This window comes from Croceicoccus sp., from assembly GCF_983967925.1.
The window spans coordinates 24,209-48,649 of the sequence record NZ_CFETID010000015.1 but is presented as its reverse complement, the minus strand read 5'-3'; the positions used below and the strand labels follow the sequence as shown (position 1 = coordinate 48,649).

General features: G+C 65.3%; 16 protein-coding genes and 1 tRNA gene. 11 read left to right on the top strand and 6 right to left on the bottom strand.

What is annotated here, in order from left to right; translation table 11 throughout:
- Positions 1-85: 85 nt before the first annotated feature.
- The 4 genes from AC4FIJ_RS09990 to AC4FIJ_RS09975 all read left to right on the top strand — a co-directional run bounded on the left by AC4FIJ_RS09990 (position 86) and on the right by AC4FIJ_RS09975 (position 5,646).
- Entirely contained in the window at positions 86-1,987 is a 1,902-nt protein-coding gene (locus AC4FIJ_RS09990) for a DNA polymerase III subunit gamma/tau (protein ID WP_490336575.1), read from the top strand.
- Between the two features lie 11 nt (positions 1,988-1,998).
- A complete protein-coding gene (locus tag AC4FIJ_RS09985) occupies positions 1,999-2,343 on the top strand; it encodes a YbaB/EbfC family nucleoid-associated protein (protein WP_490336574.1) in 345 nt (114 codons plus the stop codon).
- Between the two features lie 282 nt (positions 2,344-2,625).
- On the top strand, positions 2,626-5,013 hold the full coding sequence (lon, locus tag AC4FIJ_RS09980) for an endopeptidase La (RefSeq protein WP_490336573.1): 2,388 nt from the start codon (positions 2,626-2,628) through the stop codon (positions 5,011-5,013).
- Between the two features lie 360 nt (positions 5,014-5,373).
- Positions 5,374-5,646 carry an HU family DNA-binding protein gene (locus AC4FIJ_RS09975; RefSeq protein ID WP_066843337.1) on the top strand — a complete coding sequence of 91 codons (273 nt, stop codon included), beginning with the start codon at positions 5,374-5,376 and terminating at the stop codon, positions 5,644-5,646.
- A gap of 119 nt (positions 5,647-5,765) precedes the next feature.
- Here AC4FIJ_RS09975 and AC4FIJ_RS09970 read toward each other — a convergent pair whose 3' ends face one another.
- On the bottom strand, positions 5,766-6,593 hold the full coding sequence (locus tag AC4FIJ_RS09970; RefSeq protein WP_490336572.1) for a hypothetical protein: 828 nt from the start codon (positions 6,591-6,593) through the stop codon (positions 5,766-5,768).
- Positions 6,594-6,632: 39 nt separating this feature from the next.
- Complete coding sequence (gene rlmB, locus AC4FIJ_RS09965) at positions 6,633-7,433, bottom strand: 23S rRNA (guanosine(2251)-2'-O)-methyltransferase RlmB (RefSeq protein WP_490336571.1); 801 nt, start codon at positions 7,431-7,433, stop codon at positions 6,633-6,635.
- Between the two features lie 178 nt (positions 7,434-7,611).
- On the opposite strand from rlmB, the gene AC4FIJ_RS09960 reads away from it, so the two are divergent.
- The 6 genes from AC4FIJ_RS09960 to AC4FIJ_RS09935 all read left to right on the top strand — a co-directional run bounded on the left by AC4FIJ_RS09960 (position 7,612) and on the right by AC4FIJ_RS09935 (position 12,863).
- Positions 7,612-7,697: transfer RNA gene (locus AC4FIJ_RS09960), tRNA-Tyr, on the top strand.
- Positions 7,698-8,010: 313 nt separating this feature from the next.
- A complete protein-coding gene (locus tag AC4FIJ_RS09955; protein WP_490336570.1) occupies positions 8,011-9,123 on the top strand; it encodes an S-(hydroxymethyl)glutathione dehydrogenase/class III alcohol dehydrogenase in 1,113 nt (370 codons plus the stop codon).
- Positions 9,123-9,479 (top strand): cupin domain-containing protein, encoded by a 357-nt coding sequence (locus AC4FIJ_RS09950; RefSeq protein WP_490336569.1) that lies wholly within the window; start codon positions 9,123-9,125, stop codon positions 9,477-9,479. The genes AC4FIJ_RS09955 and AC4FIJ_RS09950 overlap by 1 nt, the downstream gene beginning before the upstream one ends.
- Before the next feature lie 11 nt (positions 9,480-9,490).
- A complete protein-coding gene (locus tag AC4FIJ_RS09945) occupies positions 9,491-9,877 on the top strand; it encodes a VOC family protein (protein ID WP_490336568.1) in 387 nt (128 codons plus the stop codon).
- Between the two features lie 2 nt (positions 9,878-9,879).
- Entirely contained in the window at positions 9,880-10,713 is an 834-nt protein-coding gene (fghA, locus tag AC4FIJ_RS09940; protein WP_490336567.1) for an S-formylglutathione hydrolase, read from the top strand.
- A 554-nt stretch (positions 10,714-11,267) separates the two neighbouring features.
- A complete protein-coding gene (locus AC4FIJ_RS09935; protein ID WP_490336566.1) occupies positions 11,268-12,863 on the top strand; it encodes a hypothetical protein in 1,596 nt (531 codons plus the stop codon).
- Positions 12,864-12,908: 45 nt separating this feature from the next.
- Here AC4FIJ_RS09935 and putA read toward each other — a convergent pair whose 3' ends face one another.
- Positions 12,909-16,547, bottom strand: a complete 3,639-nt coding sequence (putA, locus tag AC4FIJ_RS09930) for a bifunctional proline dehydrogenase/L-glutamate gamma-semialdehyde dehydrogenase PutA (RefSeq protein ID WP_490336565.1) — start codon at positions 16,545-16,547, stop codon at positions 12,909-12,911.
- Between putA and proC the strand changes: the two genes are divergently transcribed.
- Positions 16,462-17,550 carry a pyrroline-5-carboxylate reductase gene (gene proC / locus AC4FIJ_RS09925; RefSeq protein WP_490336564.1) on the top strand — a complete coding sequence of 363 codons (1,089 nt, stop codon included), beginning with the start codon at positions 16,462-16,464 and terminating at the stop codon, positions 17,548-17,550. The genes putA and proC overlap by 86 nt on opposite strands.
- A 22-nt stretch (positions 17,551-17,572) precedes the next feature.
- Here proC and AC4FIJ_RS09920 read toward each other — a convergent pair whose 3' ends face one another.
- Genes AC4FIJ_RS09920 through AC4FIJ_RS09910 form a run of 3 tightly spaced genes read right to left on the bottom strand, consistent with a single transcriptional unit; the run spans position 17,573 to position 24,404 of the window.
- Positions 17,573-18,463: a transglutaminase family protein gene (locus AC4FIJ_RS09920; RefSeq protein ID WP_490336563.1), complete on the bottom strand. Its 891-nt coding sequence runs from the start codon at positions 18,461-18,463 to the stop codon at positions 17,573-17,575.
- Positions 18,460-20,982 carry a circularly permuted type 2 ATP-grasp protein gene (locus AC4FIJ_RS09915; protein WP_490336562.1) on the bottom strand — a complete coding sequence of 841 codons (2,523 nt, stop codon included), beginning with the start codon at positions 20,980-20,982 and terminating at the stop codon, positions 18,460-18,462. Before AC4FIJ_RS09915 ends, AC4FIJ_RS09920 begins: the two co-directional genes overlap by 4 nt.
- A complete protein-coding gene (locus AC4FIJ_RS09910; protein WP_490336561.1) occupies positions 20,979-24,404 on the bottom strand; it encodes a transglutaminase family protein in 3,426 nt (1,141 codons plus the stop codon). The genes AC4FIJ_RS09915 and AC4FIJ_RS09910 overlap by 4 nt, the downstream gene beginning before the upstream one ends.
- Positions 24,405-24,441 lie beyond the last annotated feature (37 nt).

The window sequence follows — 24,441 nt, the reverse complement described above, 5'->3', positions numbered from 1 at the left end:
GCTTTCGGGCAGGCATATCGATGATCCCACAGGCAAATGCGGCAACGCCTTCGACAATCGCGGCAAGCGGTCCTAGATTGCGGGCATGGGCGATTCACCCGACATCTTTGGCGCGGCGACCGGCGGTGATCCGGACGGCGAAGACGCAACGCGGCCCAACGCGGCCGAGCTTGAGGCGGCAGGGCAGAACGCACTGTTTGGTTCCGCACCGGCAGAGGAACAGGCGCCTTCCGCTGCTCCTGCCGCCCCTCCTGCCGCCCCTCCTGACGCTACGCCGGTCGAGGCGAAGGCCGAACCGGCCCAGCCCTATCGCGTGCTTGCGCGCAAATACAGGCCGCAGACCTTCGATCAGCTGATCGGGCAGGACGCGATGGTCCAGACGCTGGCCAATGCGATCAAGCGCGACCGGCTGGCGCACGCGTTCCTGATGACCGGCGTGCGCGGGGTGGGCAAGACCTCGACCGCTCGGCTGATCGCCAAGGCGCTGAACTGCATCGGCCCCGACGGGCAGGGCGGGCCGACGATCGACCCGTGCGGCGTATGCGAACCGTGTCGCGCCATTGCCGAGGGCCGCCATATTGACGTGATCGAGATGGACGCCGCCAGCCACACCGGCGTCGACGACGTGCGCGAGATCATCGAGGCGGTGCGCTATGCCGCGGTCTCCGCGCGCTACAAGATCTATATCATCGACGAGGTTCACATGCTCTCGCGCAATGCTTTCAACGCATTGCTCAAGACGCTGGAGGAGCCGCCCGCCCATGTGAAATTCCTGTTCGCCACGACCGAGGTCGACAAGCTGCCGGTCACGGTGCTCTCGCGCTGCCAGCGTTTCGACCTGCGCCGCATCACTTCGCCGATGCTCAAAGACCATTTCGCGTGGGTTTGCCGGGAAGAAAGCGTCGAGGCCGAGGACGAGGCGCTGTCGATGGTCGCGGGCGCGGCAGAAGGATCGGTGCGCGACGGGTTGTCCATCCTCGACCAGGCAATCGCGCATGCCGACATGGCGACCGACGGGGAGGGCACCTTCGTTACCGCCGAACAGGTGCGCGACATGCTGGGCCTTGCCGACAAGGGGGTGCAGCGGCGTCTGCTGACGGCCATTCTCTCAGGCGACGCGGTAGAGATGCTGACGGTCATCGACAACCAATATTCGCTGGGTGTCGAACCGCTGGCGCTGATGCGCGCGCAGATGGATCTGGTCCACCGCATCACCCTGTACCAACTGGGCAGAAAGGGCGGCCGGGGCGCCGAACCCGACGCACCCACCGCCGAGGAGCGCGAGGCCATCGGGGCTTGGGCCGAACAGCTGCGGCCTGCGCAATTGCACCGCTTGTGGCAATTGCTGCTGAAGGGCCATGACGAAGTCCGCACCGCGCCCGATCCGCTGGCCTCGGCGCAGATGGCGCTGCTGCGCGTGATGCATGCCGCCGAAATGCCCGATCCGGGCGAACTGATGCGCAGGCTGGACGACATATCGTCGCGACCCGTCGCCGCTGCAAAGACCGAAGGGCAGGGCGGGGCGCAAGGAGCGTCCGCCGAAGCAGGGCTGGCCGCCGAAGCAGGGTTGGCCGCCAAGGCAGGGCCCGATTGGGAAACGCTGGTCGAGAGCGTCGAGAATGCGGGCGCTTTGCGTGTCGGCCAGATCATGCGCGATTATGTGCGCGTGGTGGAACTTGCGAACGGCCGCCTGCGCTACCATCTCTCGCCTGAGTTCAAGGGCGATGCTGCGCCCGATCTGCGCGACGGGCTGGCCAGGGCCACTGGCGAAAAGTGGCTTGTCGAGCAGGCGGGCGCCGATGAGGACGCAGCACCCTCGCTGGGCGAAGCCGCCAGGGCACGGGCCGAAGCGGAGACGCGCAGCATACAGGATTCCTCGCTGGTGAAGGCGGCTTTGGCGGCGTTCCCCGATGCGAAACTGCTCGAACACGGGCGTATTGATGATGATGCAGCGGCCGCGGAAGGCCGCCGTTATCGACAGGCATAAGGATCAAGACGATGAAATCGATGGAAGAAATGTTCCAGGCCGCCCAGCAGGCCGCGCAGAACATCCAGAAGCAGATGAACGAGGCGCAGGCCACGCTCGACGCGATCGAGGTCGAAGGCGTTTCGGGCGGCGGGCTGGTCAAGATCCGCTGCACCGCCAAGGGCCGCATCCTGGGCGTCGCCATCGACGACAGCCTGATCGTGCCTGCCGAAAAGCAGATGCTGGAGGACCTGATCGCCGCCGCGTTCAACGATGCGCGCACCCGCGCCGACCAGCGCGCGAACGAGGAGATGCAGAAGGTCCAGCAAGGCGCAGGCCTTCCGCCGGGCTTCGACCTGTCGAAACTGGGCATCTGAAGGCACCGTTTCACCTCATCCAATTCGGATTAGTGCGGCGGGGCGCTTGTCCCTTGCTGCAGATGCACCATATTCAGCCGGAACAGCCCGCCGCCCCTTCGCCAGATCGCCGACAAATGGCGAATCTGGCAGAAAAGGGTCGAAAACGGAGCAGACAGGCTCCTCTCATCGGCGGGCAGGCGTATAAAGGCGGCATCGGGCTGCAATGCCAGATCGCAATGTCGCCACTCGGCGCATGGGGCTGTGAAAGCCTGCGTGCGCCGGTCAATCGGAAAGTGACAGATGAACAGCTACCCGCTTCTTCCCCTGCGCGACATCGTGGTGTTCCCCGGCATGGTCGTGCCGCTCTTCGTCGGGCGCGAGAAATCGGTCGCCGCACTGGAAGCCGCGATGGCGGGCGACAAGGACATCATGCTGGTCGCCCAGCTCGACCCCGGCTGCGACGATCCGGAGGCTGACGACCTTTACGACATCGGCGTGATCGCCAGCGTCCTGCAATTGCTGAAGCTGCCCGACGGAACGGTCCGCGTTCTGGTCGAGGGGCAAGAGCGTGCCTCGGTCGAGTCGATGGCATTGCAGAACGACATGCTGGTCGCCGACGTGAAGCTGATGGACGAGATTACCGCCAGCGGGACCGAGGTGTCGGCCCTGATGCGGCAGGTGCTGGAACAGTTCAACGACTATGCCAAGCTGAACAAGAAGCTGTCGGCCGACGCGGGCGAGCAGCTGGGCGAGATCGACGACGCCTCGCGACTTGCCGATGCGGTGGCCGCGAATATCGCCGCCAAGGTGTCGGACAAGCAGGCCATGCTGACCGAGCGCGATCCGGTAAAGCGTCTGGAAATGTCGCTGTCCTTCATGGAAGGCGAACTGGGCGTATTGCAGGTGGAGCGCCGCATCCGCGGCCGCGTAAAGCGGCAGATGGAAAAGACGCAGCGCGAATATTACCTCAACGAACAGCTCAAGGCGATCCAGTCCGAACTGGGCGGTGAGGGCGAGGACGGCGACGAACTCGCCGAACTGGCCGAGAAGATCGAAAAGGCCAAGCTGTCGAAAGAGGCGCGCTCCAAGGCCAATTCCGAGCTGAAGAAGCTGCGCTCGATGCAACCGATGAGCGCGGAGGCGACGGTCATCCGCAACTATCTCGACGTGCTGCTCGGCCTGCCGTGGGGCAAGAAGAGCCGCGTCAAGAAGGACATCGCCAAGGCGCAGGAAGTGCTCGATGCCGATCACTATGCGCTGGACAAGGTCAAGGACCGGATCATCGAATATCTGGCGGTCCAGGCCCGTACCAACAAACTGAAGGGGCCGATCCTGTGCCTCGTCGGACCTCCGGGCGTGGGCAAGACCTCGCTGGGCCGCTCGATCGCCAAGGCGACGGGCCGCGAATTCGTGCGCCAGTCGCTGGGCGGCGTGCGTGACGAGGCGGAGATCCGCGGACACCGCCGGACCTATATCGGCTCGTTGCCGGGCAAGATCGTGACCAATCTGAAAAAGGCCGGCGCGTCGAACCCGCTGTTCCTGCTGGACGAGATCGACAAGCTGGGTCAGGATTTCCGCGGCGACCCGGCCAGCGCCCTGCTGGAAGTGCTGGACCCCGAGCAGAACGCCAAGTTCCAGGACCATTACCTCGAGATCGACTATGATCTGTCGGACGTGATGTTCGTCTGCACGGCAAACTCACTGAACCTGCCTCAGCCGCTGCTCGACCGCATGGAGATCATCCGGCTTGAGGGTTATACCGAGGACGAGAAGGTCGAGATCGCCGAACGTCACCTGCTCGACAAGCAGGTCGAACTGCACGGTCTGAAGAAGGGCGAGTTCGAACTCACCGAACCGGCGCTGCGCGACCTGATCCGCTATTACACGCGCGAGGCCGGCGTTCGTACGCTTGAGCGCGAGATCGCGCGCCTGGCCCGCAAGAGCCTGCGCAAGATCCTTGAGGGTGAAGTCGAGAGCGTGGTGATCACGCCTGAAAACCTTGGCGACTTCGCGGGCGTGCGCAAGTTCCGCCACGGCGTTTCGGACGAGGAGAACCAGATCGGCGCGGTCACTGGCCTTGCCTGGACCGAGGTTGGCGGCGAACTGCTGACCATCGAAAGCGTGACCGTTCCCGGCAAGGGCGCGGTCAAGACCACCGGCAAGCTGGGCGAGGTCATGAACGAGAGCGTGCAGGCCGCATTCTCCTTCGTGAAGGCGCGCGCCCCGCATTACGGGATCAAGCCGTCGATCTTCCGGCACAAGGACATCCATATCCATTTGCCCGAAGGCGCGGTGCCCAAGGACGGGCCCAGCGCGGGCGTGGGCATGGTCACCTCCATCGTCTCGACGCTGACGGGCATTCCGGTGCGCGCCAATGTCGCGATGACGGGCGAGGTTACCCTGCGCGGCCGCGTGCTGGCGATCGGCGGGCTCAAGGAAAAGCTTCTGGCGGCTCTGCGCGGGGGCATCACCACCGTGCTGATTCCCGAGGAAAACAAGAAGGATCTGGTCGAGATTCCCGCCAATATCGTCGAGCGTCTGGAAATCATTCCTGTCGAGCACGTCGACGAGGTTCTGGCCCGCGCGCTGGCCGAACCGGTTGAGCCGATCGAGTGGAGCGAGGAAGAAGATCTCGCCAGCCAGCCCACCGGACTGGCCGCTGGCGGGTTGTCTCCAACCGCGCACTAATATCCACGGAGGGCCGAAGCGTTTCGCAGGTGTCCCACCAATAAACGGCCAAGCGGGGCGGGCGCGAATCGCGCTCGCCCCGCTTTCGATCCGCGCCCAATCCCCGGCAAGAAATCGTGCTGCAATTTAGGTGCAGTGCAGCATTTGGGCGAATGCCGTGCTGCAGCTGCTCAACTCATCGTATCTGATGCCGGATTCATTCAAAAAATCGCGGATTCAAGCCGGTTCGGAGCATGTTTTGCCTTTGACAGTCGGACAAAAAATGCTCAGTTCCCGGCATCCGCGCTTTCGATTCCGGCCGATGGCGGAGGGGATCGTTTTATCGATAACGACAAACCTGACTGAAGGGGGTTTTCCTAAATGAACAAGAACGAGCTGATCAGCGAAGTCGCCGAAACCAGCGGACTGACGCGCAGCGATGCCACGAAGGCCGTGGAAGGCGTTTTCGACGCGATCACCGCTTCGCTGGCGAAGGGAGACGAGGTTCGCCTGGTCGGTTTCGGCACTTTCTCGGTTGCCAAGCGCAAGGCATCGACGGGCCGCAATCCCCGCACTGGCGAGCCGATGACCATCAAGGCATCGACCCAGCCGAAGTTCAAGGCCGGCAAGGGCCTGAAGGATTCGGTGAACTGATCACTGCCTGTTTCGCCGCCGGCTGAAAGGTTGGCGGACACGGCATAGGAACCGCGCGGGTGGCGACATCCGCGCGGTTCTTGTTATCGGCGCCCTGGCAAGGCCCCGATGCGTCCTCTCTATAGCCCGATCAGCGCCATGGGGGCGGTCTTGCTGGATGGATCGACGGTCCAGACCAGCACTTTCATCCCGCTCTCGTCTACGGGCCCGTCGTCCGTGTTGTTCGCCAAAATCTCGCCATCGGTGCGGATGGTGAAGGTGCCTTCGGGCAGGACCATCTCGGCCGAAGCGGACTGGTCGTCCTGCATCGCGCCCATCGCCATCATCATCGACATGCCCTGGCCCATGCCCGCCTGCTCGCCGCCAAAGCCGGGCGCCTGCACGCGCACGCGGCCATCGACGCGCGGCGTCACGGTCACGAAATAAGAGGGCGCGGGCAGATCCTCGACCACCGGAAACAGGAAGCTGTGCGTCAGCACGCCCTCGGCCTTGAAACGCACGTCATAGATGCCGTCGCCGCGATAGGACACCGCCTCCCAGCCGCGCATCTTGCGCAACGTCTCGACCAGCTTCTTCGCGATCTCGGGATCGGCCGGGTCGATGCCGCCGAACATCTTGATGAACTGCTCCTTCTGACGCGCTTCCTGTTCCTGTTCGGCCTGCCAGTCGGCGCGCTGCTCATCGACCTCTGCGGCAGTGCATTCGCGCGGTTCCAGATCGTCGTCGGTGCATTCGGCCTCGAAAGAAGCGGACTGATCCATATTGGCCAGCTGGTTGAGGCCCATGGTCGTAATCTCGCCCTCATAGCTGAAGGCGAATGCACCGCCCTTGGTCAGCACGAGTTCGGAATCGAACTTGCCCGGCGTCAGGAAACAGCCCCCAAGCGCCGCCACGCTGGCAACCGCGGCCAGCCCCCGGACCGCCCGCGACAGAATCGAAATTTTCATATCCGCCCCCCTTCGCACCGTGACCCCCTGCATCCTTATCTACATCGAACGCGTTGCGCAGGCGTAAAGCGAAATGGCGGCGGCGTTCGACACATTCAGGCTCTCGACCGTCGAGCTGATCGGCAGGCGCGCGATCTGGTCGCAGTGCTGTCCGATATTATGCCGCAGCCCATCACCCTCAGCCCCCAGCACCAGCGCGACCGGACCGGTCGGCAAAGCCTCCGCCAGGGTGACTTCGCCATCGCCGTCGAGCCCGATGCGCCAGTATCCCGCCTCGGCAAGCTCGTCCAAAGCGCGTGCCAGATTGACCACGCGAACCCATGGCAGGGTTTCCAGCGCGCCCGACGCCGATTTTGCCAGCACGCCCGATTCGGGCGGGGCGTGACGGTCCTGCGTGACGATGCAGGCGGCGCCAAAGGCCGCGGCGGATCGCATGATCGCACCCACATTATGCGGATCGGTCACCTGGTCCAGCATCACGACGGGCGCGGAGGGATCGCCTTCCAGCACGTCCTTCAAAAACAGTTCGGGCAGGGGGTCGCATTCAATGACGATGTTCTGATGCGGCGCATCGCGCGCGACCAGCCGGGCAAGATCGGTGTTTTGCGCGAATTCGACCCGCACGTCGGGGGCCGGCTCGATCCCCTCGGCGCGCAATTCGTCCATCATCTCGTGCGTGGCCCAGATGCGGTTGATGCTGCGATGGGGGTTCTCCATCGCCGCGATGACGGCATGGCGCCCCCACAGGCGCACCGCGCCCTTGGTCGCGCGCCCGCTGCCGCGTCCGCCCTGCATGCGCCCCGCGCGTCCGCGCAATGCTTTCTTCTCGCCCTTGGCCACTGATACCTCTTATCTGTTTCGGCCCATGCGGCCATGAATCTGCGTATTCCACGCGCTGTTGCCAGCACCCCCATTGACAGGCAAGCGCAGCTTCGCCAAAGGGGCGCCTCTCGGCCGATTGGCTCCGTTTTCCGGAGCATTTCGCCAGGGGCCTTATAGGCTCTTCTTGCACCGGTGTGGACAGGTGGCCGAGTGGTTAAAGGCAGCAGACTGTAAATCTGCCCGCGCAAGCGTACGCTGGTTCGAATCCAGCCCTGTCCACCACCGGAGCCGCCAGCAGGCAAGCCCGCACCAACCGGCATTTGCAAAGCCTTGGTGAACCAGCGTTCGGCGCGAAGCGCCGATGAGCCGGTTCGGAGTCGGAGGCGCGCCAGCGCCGCAGACGGCCGTAGCGCAGCGAAGGCCAATCCAGCCCCGTCCACCACCGTGCCCCATGGCATCATCATCATCATCATCAGAATGCTGCGATCGGCGAACCGGTCGACCTCCCGGGTTGCCCCTCGGGCGAGAAACGCCATATGGCTCAGAGGCCTTTGCGGCCGCCCGCCGCAGCGTTTCAATATACGGAGTTTGCCCCATGAAGACCCGCGCCGCCGTCGCCTTCGAAGCGAAAAAGCCCCTCGAGATCGTCGAAGTCGATCTGGAAGGCCCCGAGGAAGGCGAAGTGCTGGTCGAGATCATGGCAACGGGCCTGTGCCACACCGATGCCTACACGCTCGACGGGCTGGACAGCGAAGGGCTGTTCCCCTCGATCCTGGGGCACGAAGGCGCGGGCATCGTGCGCGAGATCGGACCCGGTGTCACCAGCGTAAAGCCGGACGACCATGTCATCCCGCTCTACACCCCCGAATGCCGCCAGTGTAAGTCGTGCCTGTCGGGCAAGACCAATCTGTGCACAGCGATCCGCGCCACGCAGGGCAAGGGGCTGATGCCCGACGGGACCAGCCGCTTCAGCTACAAGGGCGAGATGATCCATCACTACATGGGCTGCTCGACCTTTTCGAACTTCACCGTGCTGCCCGAGATCGCGGTGGCGAAGATCCGCGAGGATGCGCCGTTCAAGACCAGCTGCTACATCGGATGCGGCGTGACCACCGGCGTCGGCGCGGTGACAAATACCGCCAAGGTGCAGGTGGGCGACAATGTGGTTGTATTCGGGCTGGGCGGTATCGGCCTCAACGTCATTCAGGGTGCGAAGCTGGCAGGCGCGGCCAAGATCATCGGCATCGACATCAACGCGACCCGCGAGGAATGGGGCCGCAAGTTCGGCATGACCGACTTCCTCAACACCAAGGGGATGGGCCATGACGAGATCGTGCAGAAAGTCGTCGCGATGACCGACGGCGGGGCGGACTACACCTTCGACTGCACCGGCAACACCAATGTCATGCGCACGGCGCTGGAGGCATGCCATCGCGGCTGGGGCGAAAGCATCATCATCGGCGTGGCCGAGGCGGGCAAGGAAATCAGCACGCGGCCGTTCCAGCTGGTGACCGGCCGCGTCTGGAAGGGGACCGCGTTCGGCGGCGCCAAGGGCCGGACCGACGTGCCGAAAATCGTCGACTGGTACATGAACGGCCAGATCGAGATCGACCCGATGATCACCCATGTGCTGACACTGGACGAGATCAACAAGGGTTTCGACCTCATGCACGCGGGCGAGAGCATCCGCAGCGTCGTGGTCTATTGATGGCGCAGAAGGTCAACCTTGCCGAGAAGTTCGCCCAGTTCTCCGACCACTGGGCGCCGCGCGTGGCGGGGCGCTACAACGGGAACGAGATCAGGCTGGTGCGTGCCGCGGGCGATTTCCAGTGGCATTGCCACCCCGACACCGACGAATTGTTCATCGTGGTCGAGGGCCGGCTTGTCATGGAGTTCCGCGATCACGTCGAAACGCTGGGGCCGGGCGAGATGATCGTCGTGCCGCGCGGCGTCGAACATTTCCCGCGCGTGCCCGAAGGAGAGGTCAGGATGATCGTCATCGACCCCGCCGACACCGCAAATACGGGCGACACATCCACCGCCTTCACTCCGATCGAAATCTAGGGAGAACGCCAATGTTCAGCCATGTCCATGTCGGCAGCAACGACCCGGCCCGATCCAAGCGCTTCTACGATGCGGTGATGGCCGTCCTTGGCGGCGGGGAAGGGGTCAAGGACCCCGAGCGCGATCGCTATTTCTATAACCATGACGGCGCGATGCTGATCGTCGGCAAGCCGCTCGACGGGGGAGAGGCCACCGTCAGCAATGGCGCCACCATCGGATTTCGCGTTGACAGCCCCGAACAGGGCGACGCATGGGTCCAGGCAGGCGTCGAGAATGGCGGCACCCTGATCGAGGACGCGCCAGGCATCCGCAAGAAGACGGCCGGCACGCTCTACCTCGCCTATCTGCGCGACCCGGACGGCAACAAGCTGTGCGCGCTTAAGTTCATGGACCGCTGATCATGGAAACCGTCTCGGAAAACCGCAGCCACGGCGGCACGCAAGGCGTCTATCGGCACCAGAGCGAGGCGACGGGGACCGAGATGACATTCTCCGTCTTCGTGCCCGATCATGACGACGGGCAAATGCTGCCGGTGCTGACCTATCTGTCGGGCCTGACCTGCACCCATGCGAACGTGACCGAGAAGGGCGAATATCGCGCGGCCTGCGCGCGGCAGGGCATAATTTTCGTGGCGCCCGATACCTCTCCGCGCGGAGACGACGTGGCGGACGACGACGGTTATGATTTCGGCAAGGGGGCTGGCTTTTACGTCGATGCGACGCAGGAGCCATGGACCGCGCATTTCAACATGCGCCGCTATGTCGAACAGGAACTGCCCGCGCTGATCCAGCAGCATTTCCCCGCCGACATGGCGCGTCAGGGCATTACCGGTCATTCGATGGGCGGGCACGGCGCGCTGACCATATCGCTGCGCAATCCGGGCCGCTACCGCTCGACCAGTGCGTTTGCGCCCATCGCCAGCCCGCTGCAGTGCCCGTGGGGCGAAAAGGCGCTGAGCGGATATCTGGGGCCGGACCGGGACGCATGGCGCGCATATGACGCATGCGCCCTGATCGAGGACGGGGCCAGGCTGCCTGACCTGCTGGTCGATCAGGGAACAGCGGATAATTTCCTTAAAGAGCAGCTGAAGACCGACCTGCTGAAACAGGCGGCGGAGGGCGCCGGAATCCCCGCGCAAATCCGCATGCAGCCGGGTTACGATCATTCCTACTATTTTATCTCGACCTTCATGGCCGAGCACGTGGAATGGCATGCCGAGAGGCTGAAGAACTAGCCGCCAAACCCCGCCTTTCGTGCCGCTGAACGCTTCGCCGCAACCCGCGCTCGGCATATCCGATCGGGTTAGGCGCGTTAACCCGAAATTTACCTAGAACTTCGAACCCGGGCGCAAGGCTGCGCGCGGAGGGATCTCGCCCGCAGCGATCTGGCAACAAATCGCACTTGCGAAGGGCGGGCTTCATGGCGAACAATCGAGGTATGTTTCTACTTGCAGGTACGGCGCTGGCATGTCTGGCCGGCTGCGGAGGGGGCGAGGCCGGGACGGAAGGGGTCGCCTCTGTCCCCAGCACGGTCGTCCCTGCGCCCAGCCCGTCGCCATCGCCTTCGCCGACCCCCACGACATCGCCTTCTCCCAGCCCGACGCCGACTGCGGGTCCGGCCCCGTCACCCAGCCCCGCGCCTTCTCCCAGCCCGACGCCGAGCCCGTCGCCGTCTCCCAGCCCCGCGCCCACACCTTCACCGACTCCCACACCTTCACCGACACCGGCCCCTTCGCCAACGCCCACTCCTTCACCGACCCCCACGCCGACCACGGCACCAAAGGGAACGATGAAGCTGGGCGTCGCCACCCATCTCAGCCAGGGCTGGGGGCTCGACACCATCGACCGCGCCGACGACATTTCGGTCAATCTGCTGCGCGACGGCATGGAATGGCATCAGGGAGAGGAAACGAAGGGCACGTTCGACTTCACCGGCGGAACGGCCCAGAAGATCGACGCGGCCTGCGCACGCGGCAAGAAATTCCTGCTGGTCCAGATCCCGCTCAACAAGCATTACGACGGCGGCAAGTTCGTCTATTCGCCCGAGGCGCGCTCGCAATTCGCCAAATATCTGCGCGCCGTCGCCGACCGTTTCGGCAGCTGCATCGCCGCGTTCGAGATCGGGAACGAGATCAATGGCGGCGGCAACACGCGGCCCGACTATCCCGCCGGCTATGACCTTGAAGATACCTATGTCGCGCTGCTGAAGGACATCGATTCCGCGATGGGCGGCAGCCATCCCTATATCAAGATCATCGGCGGCTCGACCAACATGATCGGGACGGGGTTCCTTGAAAACCTGTTCGATGCCGGGATGCTGAACTATGTCGATGGCGTCGCGGTGCACCCCTATTCGGGCTATTCCTACGGCCTGCCGATGGAAATCGACGCGCTGAAAAAGGCGATGCGCGACCACGGCAAGGAAGTCGAGATCTGGGCATCCGAATTCGCGCATGACCATCCCGACCAGAAACTGGCTGCGTCGGAAGGGATGAAGTCGATCACGCTGATGGCGGCCGCGGGAGTCGACATGGCGGCGTGGTATGCGCTGTATGAAGAGGAATGGTTCCCCAACCTTGGCCTGTTCGACGGTTCCTCGATCAAGCCGCAGGGCCGCATGGTGCGCCTTGCCGCCAGCAAGCTGCTGCCGCACGGCAATCCGATCAAGCTGAATACCGGCGATCCGGGCCTGTTCGCCTATCGCTTCGGGCAGGGCGCGACCGTGGTTTGGGGCACGCCGCGCATTATACGGGTCGAAGGGGCGAGCGAGGCCTACGATGCCTATGGCAACCGGCTGCCCTCCAATACCGAGATGCAGGTGTCCGACGTGCCGGTGATCTTCATCGGCGGCAATATCAGCGACCGGGGGACAAGCGACGTGCTCGCCGATACGCTGCTGCAATATGGCACGGGCGCCTGGAAATATTTCGCGCGCGGCAAGGATGGCGGCATGGATCCGCTGACCTACAAGACGCAGTGGTACGGCAGCGATCTGCGCAGCGCATGGGATGCGGCCATCTCGCTCAATCCTGACGGCGCGGTGCCCGCACGCGACAGCAACGATCCGCTGCGCGCGCTGTGGCAGTGGCAGACGGACAGGGCGGTGTCGGTCACCGTCAAGGCCTGCTTCCACAAGCGCGAGGATGGCGGCGACGGCATCGACCTTGCGATCGACCGCAATGGCAAGCCCGCCGCGACCAAGATCCTGACAAACGGGCAGACCATCATCAGCGCCGACATCGATCTTGCCGCTGGCGACAAGGTGCAGATCTCGGGCGGCCCCAACCAGACGTGGGGCAGCGATCATTTCGGCCTGCGCGCCAAGGTGTTCAAGCGGGGCGCCGCCGGCACCGTCGAATGCCCCAGCTGGCGCGTGGTGGGATAAGGAAATAGGGCCGGGGGCTATGCGCCTCCGGCCCTTTATCCGTTCTTATTCCAGCGTCATCAGGCTGGCATTGCCGCCCGCCGCCGTCGTATCGACCGAGATCGACACCTCTTCCAGCAGCCAGTTGAGGCAATAGGCGGGCGTATCCGATGCGCAATCCGCCTCGGTCGCCGACTGGGTCAGCACCAGCGGTCCGTCGCGCTCGGCGAATTCGGCCAGCGCCTTGCGCACGTCGTCCTCTCCGCCCTCGACCAGAGCGCCTGCGACCGGGTGGTGGCCCAGCGCCTCGACCCGGCCGTGCAGTTCGGGCGGCAGATCCGCGGCCCAGTCCATGTTCTCGATCACCGCCACATTGCCGGTGGCAAGCACCGCCGACAATTGCTGCTGAAAACCGGCCTTGGTCTTGGGACGGATCAGGATATGGCCGCGCTTGCGCAGCTCATAGGTGTTCCGCTCGCCCACCGGGCCCGGCAGGACCTCGCGGTAGCCAAGCCCGCCCTGATCGGCATAGGCGCGCGCCGCATCCGACGCCGCGATCTCGCCGCGCATCCGCAGCCACTGCGCGAACTGGTGCACCGCCGGGTCCGACATCGCCATCGGCAGGGCCGGGGGCTGTGAGACGAGGCGGCCCAGATAGAGCGGCCCGCCCGCTTTCGGTCCCGTGCCTGACAGGCGATGCCCGCCGAACGGCTGGCTCCCCACGATCGCGCCGATCTGGTTGCGGTTGATGTAGATGTTCCCCGCCTCGATCACGCGGGCCACCTGGTCGACTGTACCGTCAAGCCGCGTGTGCAGCCCGAAGGTCAGGCCGTAACCCGACATGTTGATCTCATGCACCAGGGGCACAAGGTCGTGGCGCGAAAAGCGCGTGACATGCAGCACGGGGCCGAACACTTCGCGGGTCAGCTCGGTCGTCGAATCCAGTTCGATGATCGCGGGCGCGACGAAGCTGCCGTTCTCGGTCCCTGCGGGCATCTTCACCCGCGTAACCTTGTGTCCGGCGGCTTCCATCTCGGCGATGTGCTTCTCGATGCCTTCCAGCGCCTCGTCGGTGATGACGGGGCCAATGTCGTTCGACAGCTTTGTGGTCGAGCCGATGGCGAGCTGCGACAGCGCCCCCTTCAGCAGGCCCAGCGTACGGTCATAGACATCGTCCTGAATGCAAAGCAGGCGCAGTGCCGAACAGCGCTGTCCCGCGCTGTCGAAGGCGCTGGCGATCACGTCGCGCACCACCTGTTCGGCCAGCGCCGAGGAATCGACGATCATCGCATTGATGCCGCCGGTTTCCGCGATCAGCGGGATCGGCTTGCCAGCGGGGGACACCCGCTTTGACAACTGCTTCTGGATCAGCTGCGCGACCTGTGTCGAACCGGTGAACATCACGCCGCGGATCTCTTCCGATGCCACCAGCGCCGCGCCCACTTCGCCGGGTCCGGGGACCAGCTGCAACGCATGATCGGGAATGCCGGCTTCATGCAAGATGCGCACCGCCTCTGCCGCGACAAGCGGCGTTTCCTCGGCGGGTTTGGCCAGCACCGAATTGCCGCCGACCAGTGCCGCGGCGACCTGTCCGGTGAAGATCGCCAGCGGGAAATTCCACGGGCTGATGCAGCAGATCGTGCCCAGCGGCTCCTGCTCGTGGCCAAAGTTCTCGACCGCGCGATTGGCGTAATAGCGCAGGAAGTCGATCGCCTCGCGCACCTCGGCAATGGCATTGGCGGCGCTCTTGCCCGCCTCGCGGATGGTCAGGCCGATCAGCACGCCCATCTGCGCCTGCATCGTATCGGCGGCGCGGTGGAGCGCGGATGCGCGCTGGCTGACGGGAACTTCGTGCCAGTGCGAAGCCGCGACCTTGGCGACGATGGCGGGGACGTCATCGGGCGACAGATCGTGGCTGATGCCGACGATATCGCGGCGGTCCGCCGGATTGGTCACCTCGCGCGGCGTGCCCTTGCCGGCTTCGCCCGCGACCCATTCGCGCTCGGCGCTGGTCTTGAGGTCCTGCGTCAGTTCCGCCAGCCGGTCCTCGTTCGTCAGGTCAATACCCGCCGAATTGAGGCGCATCGGAAAGATGCCGCGCGGCAGCGTGATCTGCGGATGGATGCTGCCCGGGCGTTCCATCGCGGCAACCTGCTGCGCGGGATCGGCGATCAGGTCCTCGATGGCGACATCGGGGTTCGAGATGCGGTTGAGGAACGAGCTGTTCGCCCCGTTCTCCAGCAGGCGGCGCACCAGATAGGCCAGCAGCGTCTCATGCGTGCCGACCGGCGCATAGATGCGGCAGGGACGGTTCAGCTTCTTCTTGGGGACGACCTCGTCGTACAATTCCTCGCCCATGCCGTGCAGGCACTGGAACTCGTAATCCTCGGGCGAGAAGGGCGCGCCCTTGATCTCGTCGGCGAGGTGATAGATCGTCGCCAGCGTCTGCGCATTATGCGTCGCGAACTGCGGGAAGATATGCTCGCGCGCTTCCAGCAACTGGCGGGCGCAGGCGATATAGGACAGATCGGTGTGGATCTTGCGGGTGTAGACCGGGAAGTCGGGCAGCCCGTCCAGCTGCGCGCGCTTGATCTCGGCGTCCCAATAGGCGCCCTTCACAAGGCGGACCGGAATGCGGCGGTCGGAACGCTTCGCCAGATCGATCAGCCAGTCGAGCACCTGCGGACAGCGCTTGCCATAGGCCTGAATCACGCAGCCAAGACCATCCCAGCCGCCCAGCTCGTGCGCGGTGGCCAGCTCCTCGATAATGTCGAGAGAGAGTTCCAGCCGGTCGGCTTCCTCGGCGTCGATGTTGAAGCCGATGCCGTATGACTTCGCCAGCACGGCCAGCGCGCGCACGCGGGGCAGCAGTTCCTTCATCACCCGGTCGGCCTGCGCACGCTGATAGCGCGGATGCAGGGCCGACAGCTTGACCGAAATACCCGGAGCAAGATGCACCGGCTTGCCGTCGGCGCGGCGGCCGATGGCGTGGATCGCCTTTTCATAGGCGGCGTAATAGGCAGCGGCGTCGTTCAGATCGACGGCAGCCTCGCCCAGCATGTCATAGCTATAGGTAAAGCCGCGTGCCTCGGGGCCCTTGGCGTGCCTGATCGCTTCCTCGATCGTTTCGCCTGCGACGAAATGCTCGCCCATGAACTCCATGGCAAGGCGGACGCCCGAACGGATCACCGGTTCGCCCGCACGGCCGATCAGCCGCTTCAGTGCAGCGGCGAGGCCGAATTCGTCGGTACGCTCGGACAACTCGCCGGTTACGACAAGGCCCCAGGTGGCGGCGTTGACGAACAGCGAATGGTCGGGCGCCAGATGCGAACGCCAGTTGCCCCGCGCGATCTTGTCCTTGACCAGCGCGTCGCGCGTGCCCGCATCGGGAATGCGCAGCAAGGCCTCGGCAAGGCACATCAGCGCGATGCCTTCCTCGCTCGACAGCGAATATTCCTGCATCAACCCTTCGACGCCCCAGCCGTCCTGCTTCTTGCGGACCTTGGTCACCAGTTCGCGGGCGGTCTTCTCGATCGGGCCGCGCAGATGCGGCGGCATTTCGGCGCGCGGAAGCAGGTCGCCCACACATTGCTGCTCGGGGCGGCGATAGGCGTCGGTGATGGCTTGGCGCAGCGGCGTCGCTTCGCGGATCGGGGGGGCGAAACGGATAAACGGGTCGTTCAAATCGGCAGTCCTGTCGAGCATGGGGTCCTTTCGGCGCGTTGGACGTTATCTGGTCGGATCGGCATTTTCCGCCTGCTGCGGGTGGCCAAATCATCTCTTTGTGTTAGCTGCAACCGCTCGCGGCGGACTTCGATCCGAAAAGACAGACACTCGACCCGAAAGAGGATTTATGAGCACGGATATTTCGAGCCAGAGTCAGAATACGCAACCGCAGGGACGGGTTTTGCTTGTCGGATGCGGAAACATGGGTTTCGCCATGCTGAAGGGCTGGATCGAACAGGGCACCCCTGCGAATCGCATCGACGTGGTCGAACCCAATGACGATCTGCGCAAGCGTGCCGCCGGAACCGGCGCAAAGGTTCACGCCAGCGCCGGCGACATCACTGGCGGCGAAGCGCCCGCCATGGCGATCATCGCGGTCAAGCCGCAGATGATGGCCAAGGTGCTCGCCGACTACAAACCCTTTGCCGCCAAGGGGACGACCTTCGTCTCGGTCGCGGCGGGCACGCTGCTCGGCACGATCGAGGATGCGCTGGGCAAGGGCAGCGCGGTCATTCGCTGCATGCCCAACACGCCTGCCGCGGTGGGCAAGGGCATGATGGTGTGCTGCGCCAACGATGCCGTGACGGACGAGGCGCGCGCCGTGTGCGAAACCCTGCTGTCGGCCAGCGGCAGCGTCGCCTTTGTCGAGGAAGAGCGGCTGATGGACGCGGTCACCGGCGTATCGGGATCGGGCCCCGCCTATGTGTTCCACTTTATCGAGGCGATGGCCGAGGCCGGCGTCAAGTCGGGCCTGCCCGAGGAGCTGTCCAAGGAACTGGCGATCCAGACCGTCTATGGCGCGGCGTCCTACGCACGCTCGTCCGACGAGGATCCCGGCCAGCTTCGCAGCAATGTGACCAGCCCCAATGGCACCACGGCGGCGGCGCTGGACGTGCTGATGGGCACGGGCCGGATGCGCGAACTGGTGGCCGAGGCGGTCGAGGCGGCCGCCGAACGCTCGCGCGAACTGGCGAAGGACTGAACTTGCGGAGCAGCAGGGTGGATCAGTCCACCCTGCGCACATCCACCGCATAGCTGAGGTTCTGGACGGTCGATCCGACGAACACGCCGTCGATGGGCGAGACATCGCCGAAATCGCGGCCCATGCCGACGGTGACGTGGTCGCTGTCGGTCAGGCGATCGTTGGTCGGATCGAACGTCACCCAGCCATCCTCGCCGCACCATACCGCGACCCAGGCATGCATGGCGTCGGCGCCGACCAGCTTTTCCTGTCCCGGCGGCGGGCGGGTGTTGAGATAGCCCGAGATATAGGCCGCCGGGATCGAATGCGCCCGCAGCGCTGCGATCATCACGTGGCTCTGGTCTTGGCACACGCCGCGACCGGCGGCGAACGCTTCGCCCGGCGGGGTCCGGCTGGTCGAACTACCCGATTGATAGGCGATCTTTTCGTGCACAGCATGGGTCAGCGCATTCGCCGCCTCGACGATGGAGCGATCGGGCGGCAGCAGCGGCGCGGCCCAGTCGGCGATGGCGGGGTCCAGCCCCGCTATGCGCGAGGCGAACAGATAGGGCGCGGGCGACAGGATCGAAAGATCGCGCGACGCCGCCGCCATTTCGCGCACATCCGCGATCGTCATCGCCGTGGTCGGCGGAGCGGGCGGGGTGATCGCCATGGTGAACTGGCTGGTCACCGACAATTCCGTCAGCGGCTGCTCGAACTGGATGCGCGTGGTGTTGATCAGGTAAGGCCCATCCTCGTCCACCGCGCTGGCGGGCTGGGGGGTCAAGACCAACTGCTGTTCGGAGATTTCCTGCCCCGGCCAGGCATAGGGCTTGAGCCTGATGTTGAACCGCGCCTGCGCCACGGGGGTGGCATAGGACAGGTCGGTCTTGTGCTCGACCCGGTAGGTGACCGTCTCACGCGTATCGCTCATGCCAGCAGCCCTCCGCTTTCGCGTGAGGCGGGTGCATCGGGCTGCAGGAAATAGCGCCGGCCGATGGTCGCCGCCAGCGCGCCCAGATCGTCGCGCAGGCCATCCAGAACGGGGCCGGTGAGCTTGTCGGCCTCCATCCCCGCGATCTTCGCGTTCAGCATTTGCGCCAGCCGCAGCGGCTCTTCCGGCAAGCCGTCCTCGCGCAGGTCGGGCAGGGCGGACAGATGATCGACCAGCCGGCGGGCCTGATGCGCCAGACCGCGCGGCTCGGCAGGATCGAGCAGCACCATGTCGAGCACCGGGGCGATGAAGGGAATTGTCAGATAGCGGCTGCGGTACAGCGCCGTCCCGTCGATCAGGTCGAGCAGCGCAGTCAGATCCTCGGCGCTGGCGCTGCCGGGCACGATCGCCTGCACCGCCTGCAGCATCATCGACGCACGCTCGGTCGCGATGCCCATGTCGTAAAATCGCCACGCGGCGGTGCGGCCCATGTTGTCGGAAACAAGCTGCGTAATGGCGGCGGTCTGCGCCACCACCGCGTCGCAGGCGTCGATCAGCGAATCGCTGTCCATCGCGTCCACCGCGGGCAGGCTGCGATGCACCGCGCGCCAGCTGTCGCGCGAAAGCCGGTCGCGCAAGAGCAGCGCGATCTGCCGGGCCTTTTCGATCAGCGAGGGGATCGAACCCGACAGCGAATTGTCCGTCAACGCGGCAATCGCCATGTCATGCGGGCTGGGGTGATCCTCGTCCGCAGGCGCGGCGGGGGCGGCGGACCATTGCCGCAGCAGCGCCGCCAGCCGGTCCGCCGTGGTGAGCGATTCGGGCAGGGCGCTCCGCCCGACGGGCCCATCCGAATTTTCGACCAATATGCGCACGATGCGCGCGGTCTGGTGCAATCGCTCGCCATAGCGGCCCAGCCAGAACAGATTGTCGGCGGCCTGGCTGGGCAGTTGCCCGCCGCCGCGCCGCACTGGTGGCGGGTCGAGATCGGGGGGGCGGACCGTGCGGGTGCCATGGCTCTCGTCCACGATGCACAGATCGGCGGAGAAATCGTCCCGCTCCATCAGCGCGGTGCGCAGATGCCCCTGTTTCGAGATGCGGGCGAAGCCGCCCGGCATCGCCACCCATTGCCCGTTCGGCCCGCGCGCAAGGAAACAGCGCAGGGTGAAGCGTCGCGGCTCGAACCGCCCGTCCACGATCGAGGGGGTCGTCGATGTCTCGACCAGTTCCTGCGCGACATAATCCATCGGGCGGCGGGCGAGACCCTGCATGATCTCCTCGCGCGCCTGCGGATCCATGTCGGCACCGATGCGCGTGCTGCCCTCGGGTATGCCGGGAACGCTGCCCCGGAACGCCGATGCGAAGACCAGCCCGTCAAAGCGGGACAGCGCAATGTCGCGCTCTGCCTTTTGCCCGCACCACCAAGTCGCCGCATTGGGCAGCATCAGCGGGCCGCCGGTCACAACCTTGGCCAGACGCGGCAGGAATGCCGACATGGCGCGCGATTCCACCACGCCCGCGCCGGGCCAGTTCGCCACCGACAATTGTCCCGAACGGCACGCGTCGACCAGACCGGCGACGCCGATCTGCGAATGCTGGTCGAAGGCCATCGGATCGATGTCGCCGGTATTGATCCAGCGCCACAGCCCGTCGATCCGCTTCAGACCCGCGACGGTGCGAACATACAGCCTGCCGTCGCGCACGGTCAGGTCGCGGCCCTCCACCAGCGAAAAGCCCAGGTGGCGGGCCAGATGCGCCTGCTCCGGGTAGCTCTGGTTGAACCGGCCGGGGGTAAGCAGGCCGATGCGCGGATCGGCGCGGGCGCAATCCTCGGCAATGCCGAACCGCAGCGCCTCGAAGAATTCGGTGATCCGCCGCGCCCCGATGCTGGCAAGCAGCCCGCCCGTGCTGCGTATCAGGGCCAGCCGGTTTTCCAGCGCATAGCCGATACCGGTGGGCAGACGCGTGCGGTCCGACAGCACGCGCCACTCACCGGTGGGTCCGCGCGCCAGATCGACGGCATAGATGCGCAGATGATAGCCGCCGGGGGGGCGCAGACCGACCATCCTGCGGGCGAAATTGGGGCTTCCGCTGGCCAGCGCGGCGGGCAGATGGCCGTCATTGATCAGCTTTTGCTCGCCGTAGATGTCGTCGACGACATGCTCCAGCAATTCGGCCCGCTGGATCAGCCCCGCCTCCAGCCTGTCCCACTCGTCGGCACCGATCAGCACGGGCATGGGGCCCAGCGGCCATGGCCGCTCGCGCTCGTCGCCGGTCAGGCGAAAGGCCAGGCCCAGATCCTCGACATTGCGGTCGAGATAGGACTGCATCCGGGCCAGATCGCCGTCGCCCAGCTGGCCAAGGCTGCTCGCGACTTCGCGCCACAGACGCGACATGTCCTCGCCCGCGGAGGCGAAGATGTCGCCGCGTTCGGGCGCGCGGTACCAGCCCAGCGGGGCGCTGCCGGGATCGGGCCCGAACAGCGTTTCGCCCTGAAAGGCGGGGGCGCCTTCGTTCATCTCGCGCGCTGCGGCCTGCGAAGATCCAGTGTCATCGGAAATTCTCCACCATCCTCTGCTGGCGGAATCTCGACATCGCCGGGCGTGTGGCCAAGCGGCTGGAACCGTGCCCGGCGGCGAGCTTCCGCCTCGAAATCGTTCACCGGCACATCGTCGTAGGATCGTCCCCCGGGATGCGCCACGTGATAGACACAACCCCCCAACGAGCGATTGTTCCACGAATCGAAAACATCGAAGGTCAGCGGAGCATCCGCCGGGAGCAGTGGATGAAGGCAGGATGGCGGCGCCCACGCCTTGTAACGGATGCCGCCGACCGCCTCGCCGGGCTTGCCGGTGGGGTGCAGCGGCACGCGCCGCCCGTTGCAGGCAACGACATGTCGGCCGGGCACCAGCCCTCGCGCCTTGACCTGCAGCCGTTCGGTGCTGCTGTCGACATAGCGCACCGTCCCCCCGATCGCGCCGGTTTCGCCCAGCACGTTCCAGGGTTCCAGCGCATGCGCGATTTCCAGCGCCACGCCGCCCGCCTCGACCTCTCCGTGGATGGGGAAACGGAACTGGCGCTGCGCCTCGAACCAGTTGGGATCGAAGTCGAAGCCCGCCTCACGCAGGTCCTGAAGCACGTCGAGGAAATCGGTCCAGCAGAAATGCGGCAGCAGGAAACGGTCGTGCAGCGTCGTGCCCCAGCGTACCAGCGATCCCGACAGCGGTTTCTTCCAGAACATCGCGGTCAGCGCGCGGATGAGCAGCAATTGCGCCACGCTCATCTTCGCGTCTGGCGGCATCTCGAACCCGCGGAATTCGACAAGGCCAAGCCTGCCCGTCGGACCGTCGGGCGAATAGAGCTTGTCGATGCAGATCTCGCTGCGGTGGGTGTTGCCCGTCACGTCGACCAGCAGATTGCGGAACAGCAGGTCGCTGATCCACGGGAACTGCGGCGGCGTATCCGGCCCCGGCACCTGCGCCAGCGCGATGTCGAGTTCGTACAGGCTGTCGTGCCGCGCCTCGTCGAAACGCGGGGCCTGGCTGGTCGGGCCGATGAACAGGCCCGAGAACAGATAGGACAGCGAGGGATGCCGCTGCCAGTAGAGCACGAAGCTCTTCAGCAGGTCGGGGCGGCGCACGAACGGGCTGTCGGGCAGGCTTTTGCCGCCCAGCACGATATGGTTGCCGCCTCCGGTGCCGACCGAGCGGCCGTCGACCATGAACTTGTCGGCGGTGAGGCCGACATCGCGGGCGTCCTCGTACAGCCCCTCGGTGATCGCGCGGATCTCCTCAAAGCTGGCGGCGGGGTGGATGTTGACCTCGATCACGCCGGGGTCGGGCGTAACCTTCAGCACGTTGACGCGCGGATCCGGCGGCGGGGAATAGCCCTCGATACGCACCGGCTTACCCATCTTCGCGGCGATATCCTCGATCGCGGCGACCAGTTCAAGGAAGTCCTCCATCGATTCGACGGGGGGCACGAAGACCGACAGATAATGCCCGCGTGGCTCGACCGTCATGGCGGTGCGCACGGCCTCGGCGCTGATTTCCTGCTCGACGCGTTCCTGCGCTTGGCCGCCGGGGGCGGCGACACGCTCGATGCGCTGGTCCGTCGGCGCGAAGCCTTCTTCGGGCGGAGTGGCTTCACGCAGGTCGCTGCCGGTGGGGGCCGACTGGCGGCGGAAATCGGCCAGCGGTTCTGCCGGATCGGTCGATACGCGCGGATGGATATAGGGAAAATCGGACTTGGGCACATGCGGCAGTGCCCCCAGCGGCAGGCGATAGCCCAGCGCGCTGTCGCCCGGCACCGCGAACAGGGCGCCGCGCCGGGTGGTCCATTGCTCGGTCTTCCAGCGGGGGCCCTTGGCGGGTTCGGCCTGCTGGCTCTGGGTTTTCTGCTTGTGGGGCTCCTGCCGCTGGATTGGCAGGGCGAAACCGACCGGCTTGGTCAGTCCGCGCGTGAAGGTCTTCACGATCCGCTGGCGTTCCTCCGGATCGTCTATCTTGGGGTCAAGCGCGGTGACATTGACCGGCAGTTCCGCCTCGCGCTCGATCCATTTGTGCGGGTCTTCATAGACCGGCTGGATCGTATCGCCCGTCAGGCCCAGCGCGGCAGCCGCCCCGCCGATCAGGGCCTGCGCATCGTCGGCGTCAACCGTCTGTTCGTGATCCGCATCGGTGTCGGGATCGTCGCTGCCCCCCGCGATCAGCGAGGGATCGTTCCAGATCGGCGTCCCGTCATTGCGCCAGTAGAGCGAAAAGCCCCAGCGCGGCAGGCTTTCGCCCGGATACCACTTGCCTTGGCCGTGATGCAGCAGGGCGCCCGGCGCGAAACGGTCACGCAGCTTGCGGATCAGCCTGTCTGCGTAACCGGCCTTGGTCGGGCCGACCGCTTCGCCGTTCCATTCGGGCGCTTCCGGGTCGTCTGCGGCGACGAAAGTCGGTTCGCCGCCCATCGTCAGGCGCACGTCGCCTTCCTCTAGCGCCTCGTCCACCTTCGCGCCCAGATCCAGCAGCGCCTGCCAGCGATTGTCGGTAAACGGCTTGGTGATGCGCACCGCCTCATGCACGCGATCGACGCGCATTTCGAAGGTGAAATCGACCTCCGCCGGTTCGGCGACGCCCGTGATCGGCGCGGCAGAGCGGTAATGCGGGGTCGCGGCCAGCGGAATATGGCCTTCGCCCGCGAACAGCCCGCTGGTGGGGTCCAGCCCGATCCAGCCCGCGCCGGGAACGAAGATTTCGCACCATGCATGCAGGTCAGTGAAATCGGCCTCGGGACCCTTGGGGCCCTCGACCGGCTCCACGTCAGCCTTCATCTGGATCAGATAGCCCGACACGAAACGCGCCGCATAACCCAGCCGGCGCAGCAGGTTGACCAGCAGCCAGCCGGTATCGCGGCAGCTTCCCGTGCCCAGCGACAGCGTCTCCTCGGGCGTCTGGGTGCCCGGCTCCATCCGGACCACATAGCTGATCCGCTGTTCCAGCGCCTGGTTGATGGCGACAAGGAAGTCGATGGTGCGGCCCTGCTGCCGACCGGCCCAGTCCTGCACCAGCGCCTCGAACAATTCGCCGCCCGGAACCGCGTCGAAATAGGCGGACAGCTCCTCGCGCATTTCGTCCGTATAGGTGAAGGGGACTTCCTCGGCCTCTTCCTCCACGAAGAAGTCGAACGGGTTGATGATGGCAAGATCGGCGATGAGGTCGACGTCGATGGAAAAGCTGGTGACACGTTCGGGAAAGACGATGCGGGCCAGCCAGTTGCCGTGTGGGTCCTGCTGCCAGTTGATGAAATGGCCCGCAGGTTCGATCTTCAGCGCGTAATTGGGCACCTCGGTCCGGGTATGGGGGGCTGGCCGAAGGCGGATCACCTGCGGGCCGAGACGGACGGGCCTGTCATAGACATAGGCGGTGCGGTGGTGCAGGGCTGCTCTGATCATGCGGGTGCTTATCGGACCCCGGCGTTACCTATTGCAA

Bases quoted from the DNA above. Each gene is read 5' to 3' on its own strand.
- AC4FIJ_RS09990 (WP_490336575.1), top strand. From the start codon at position 86: ATGGGCGATTCACCCGACATCTTTGGCGCGGCGACCGGCGGTGATCCG.
- AC4FIJ_RS09985 (WP_490336574.1), top strand. From the start codon at position 1,999: ATGAAATCGATGGAAGAAATGTTCCAGGCCGCCCAGCAGGCCGCGCAG.
- lon (WP_490336573.1), top strand. From the start codon at position 2,626: ATGAACAGCTACCCGCTTCTTCCCCTGCGCGACATCGTGGTGTTCCCC.
- AC4FIJ_RS09975 (WP_066843337.1), top strand. From the start codon at position 5,374: ATGAACAAGAACGAGCTGATCAGCGAAGTCGCCGAAACCAGCGGACTG.
- AC4FIJ_RS09970 (WP_490336572.1), bottom strand. From the start codon at position 6,593: ATGAAAATTTCGATTCTGTCGCGGGCGGTCCGGGGGCTGGCCGCGGTT.
- AC4FIJ_RS09955 (WP_490336570.1), top strand. From the start codon at position 8,011: ATGAAGACCCGCGCCGCCGTCGCCTTCGAAGCGAAAAAGCCCCTCGAG.
- AC4FIJ_RS09950 (WP_490336569.1), top strand. From the start codon at position 9,123: ATGGCGCAGAAGGTCAACCTTGCCGAGAAGTTCGCCCAGTTCTCCGAC.
- AC4FIJ_RS09945 (WP_490336568.1), top strand. From the start codon at position 9,491: ATGTTCAGCCATGTCCATGTCGGCAGCAACGACCCGGCCCGATCCAAG.
- fghA (WP_490336567.1), top strand. From the start codon at position 9,880: ATGGAAACCGTCTCGGAAAACCGCAGCCACGGCGGCACGCAAGGCGTC.
- AC4FIJ_RS09935 (WP_490336566.1), top strand. From the start codon at position 11,268: ATGAAGCTGGGCGTCGCCACCCATCTCAGCCAGGGCTGGGGGCTCGAC.
- proC (WP_490336564.1), top strand. From the start codon at position 16,462: ATGGCTTGGCGCAGCGGCGTCGCTTCGCGGATCGGGGGGGCGAAACGG.
- putA (WP_490336565.1), bottom strand. From the start codon at position 16,547: ATGCTCGACAGGACTGCCGATTTGAACGACCCGTTTATCCGTTTCGCC.
- AC4FIJ_RS09920 (WP_490336563.1), bottom strand. From the start codon at position 18,463: ATGAGCGATACGCGTGAGACGGTCACCTACCGGGTCGAGCACAAGACC.
- AC4FIJ_RS09915 (WP_490336562.1), bottom strand. From the start codon at position 20,982: ATGAACGAAGGCGCCCCCGCCTTTCAGGGCGAAACGCTGTTCGGGCCC.
- AC4FIJ_RS09910 (WP_490336561.1), bottom strand. From the start codon at position 24,404: ATGATCAGAGCAGCCCTGCACCACCGCACCGCCTATGTCTATGACAGG.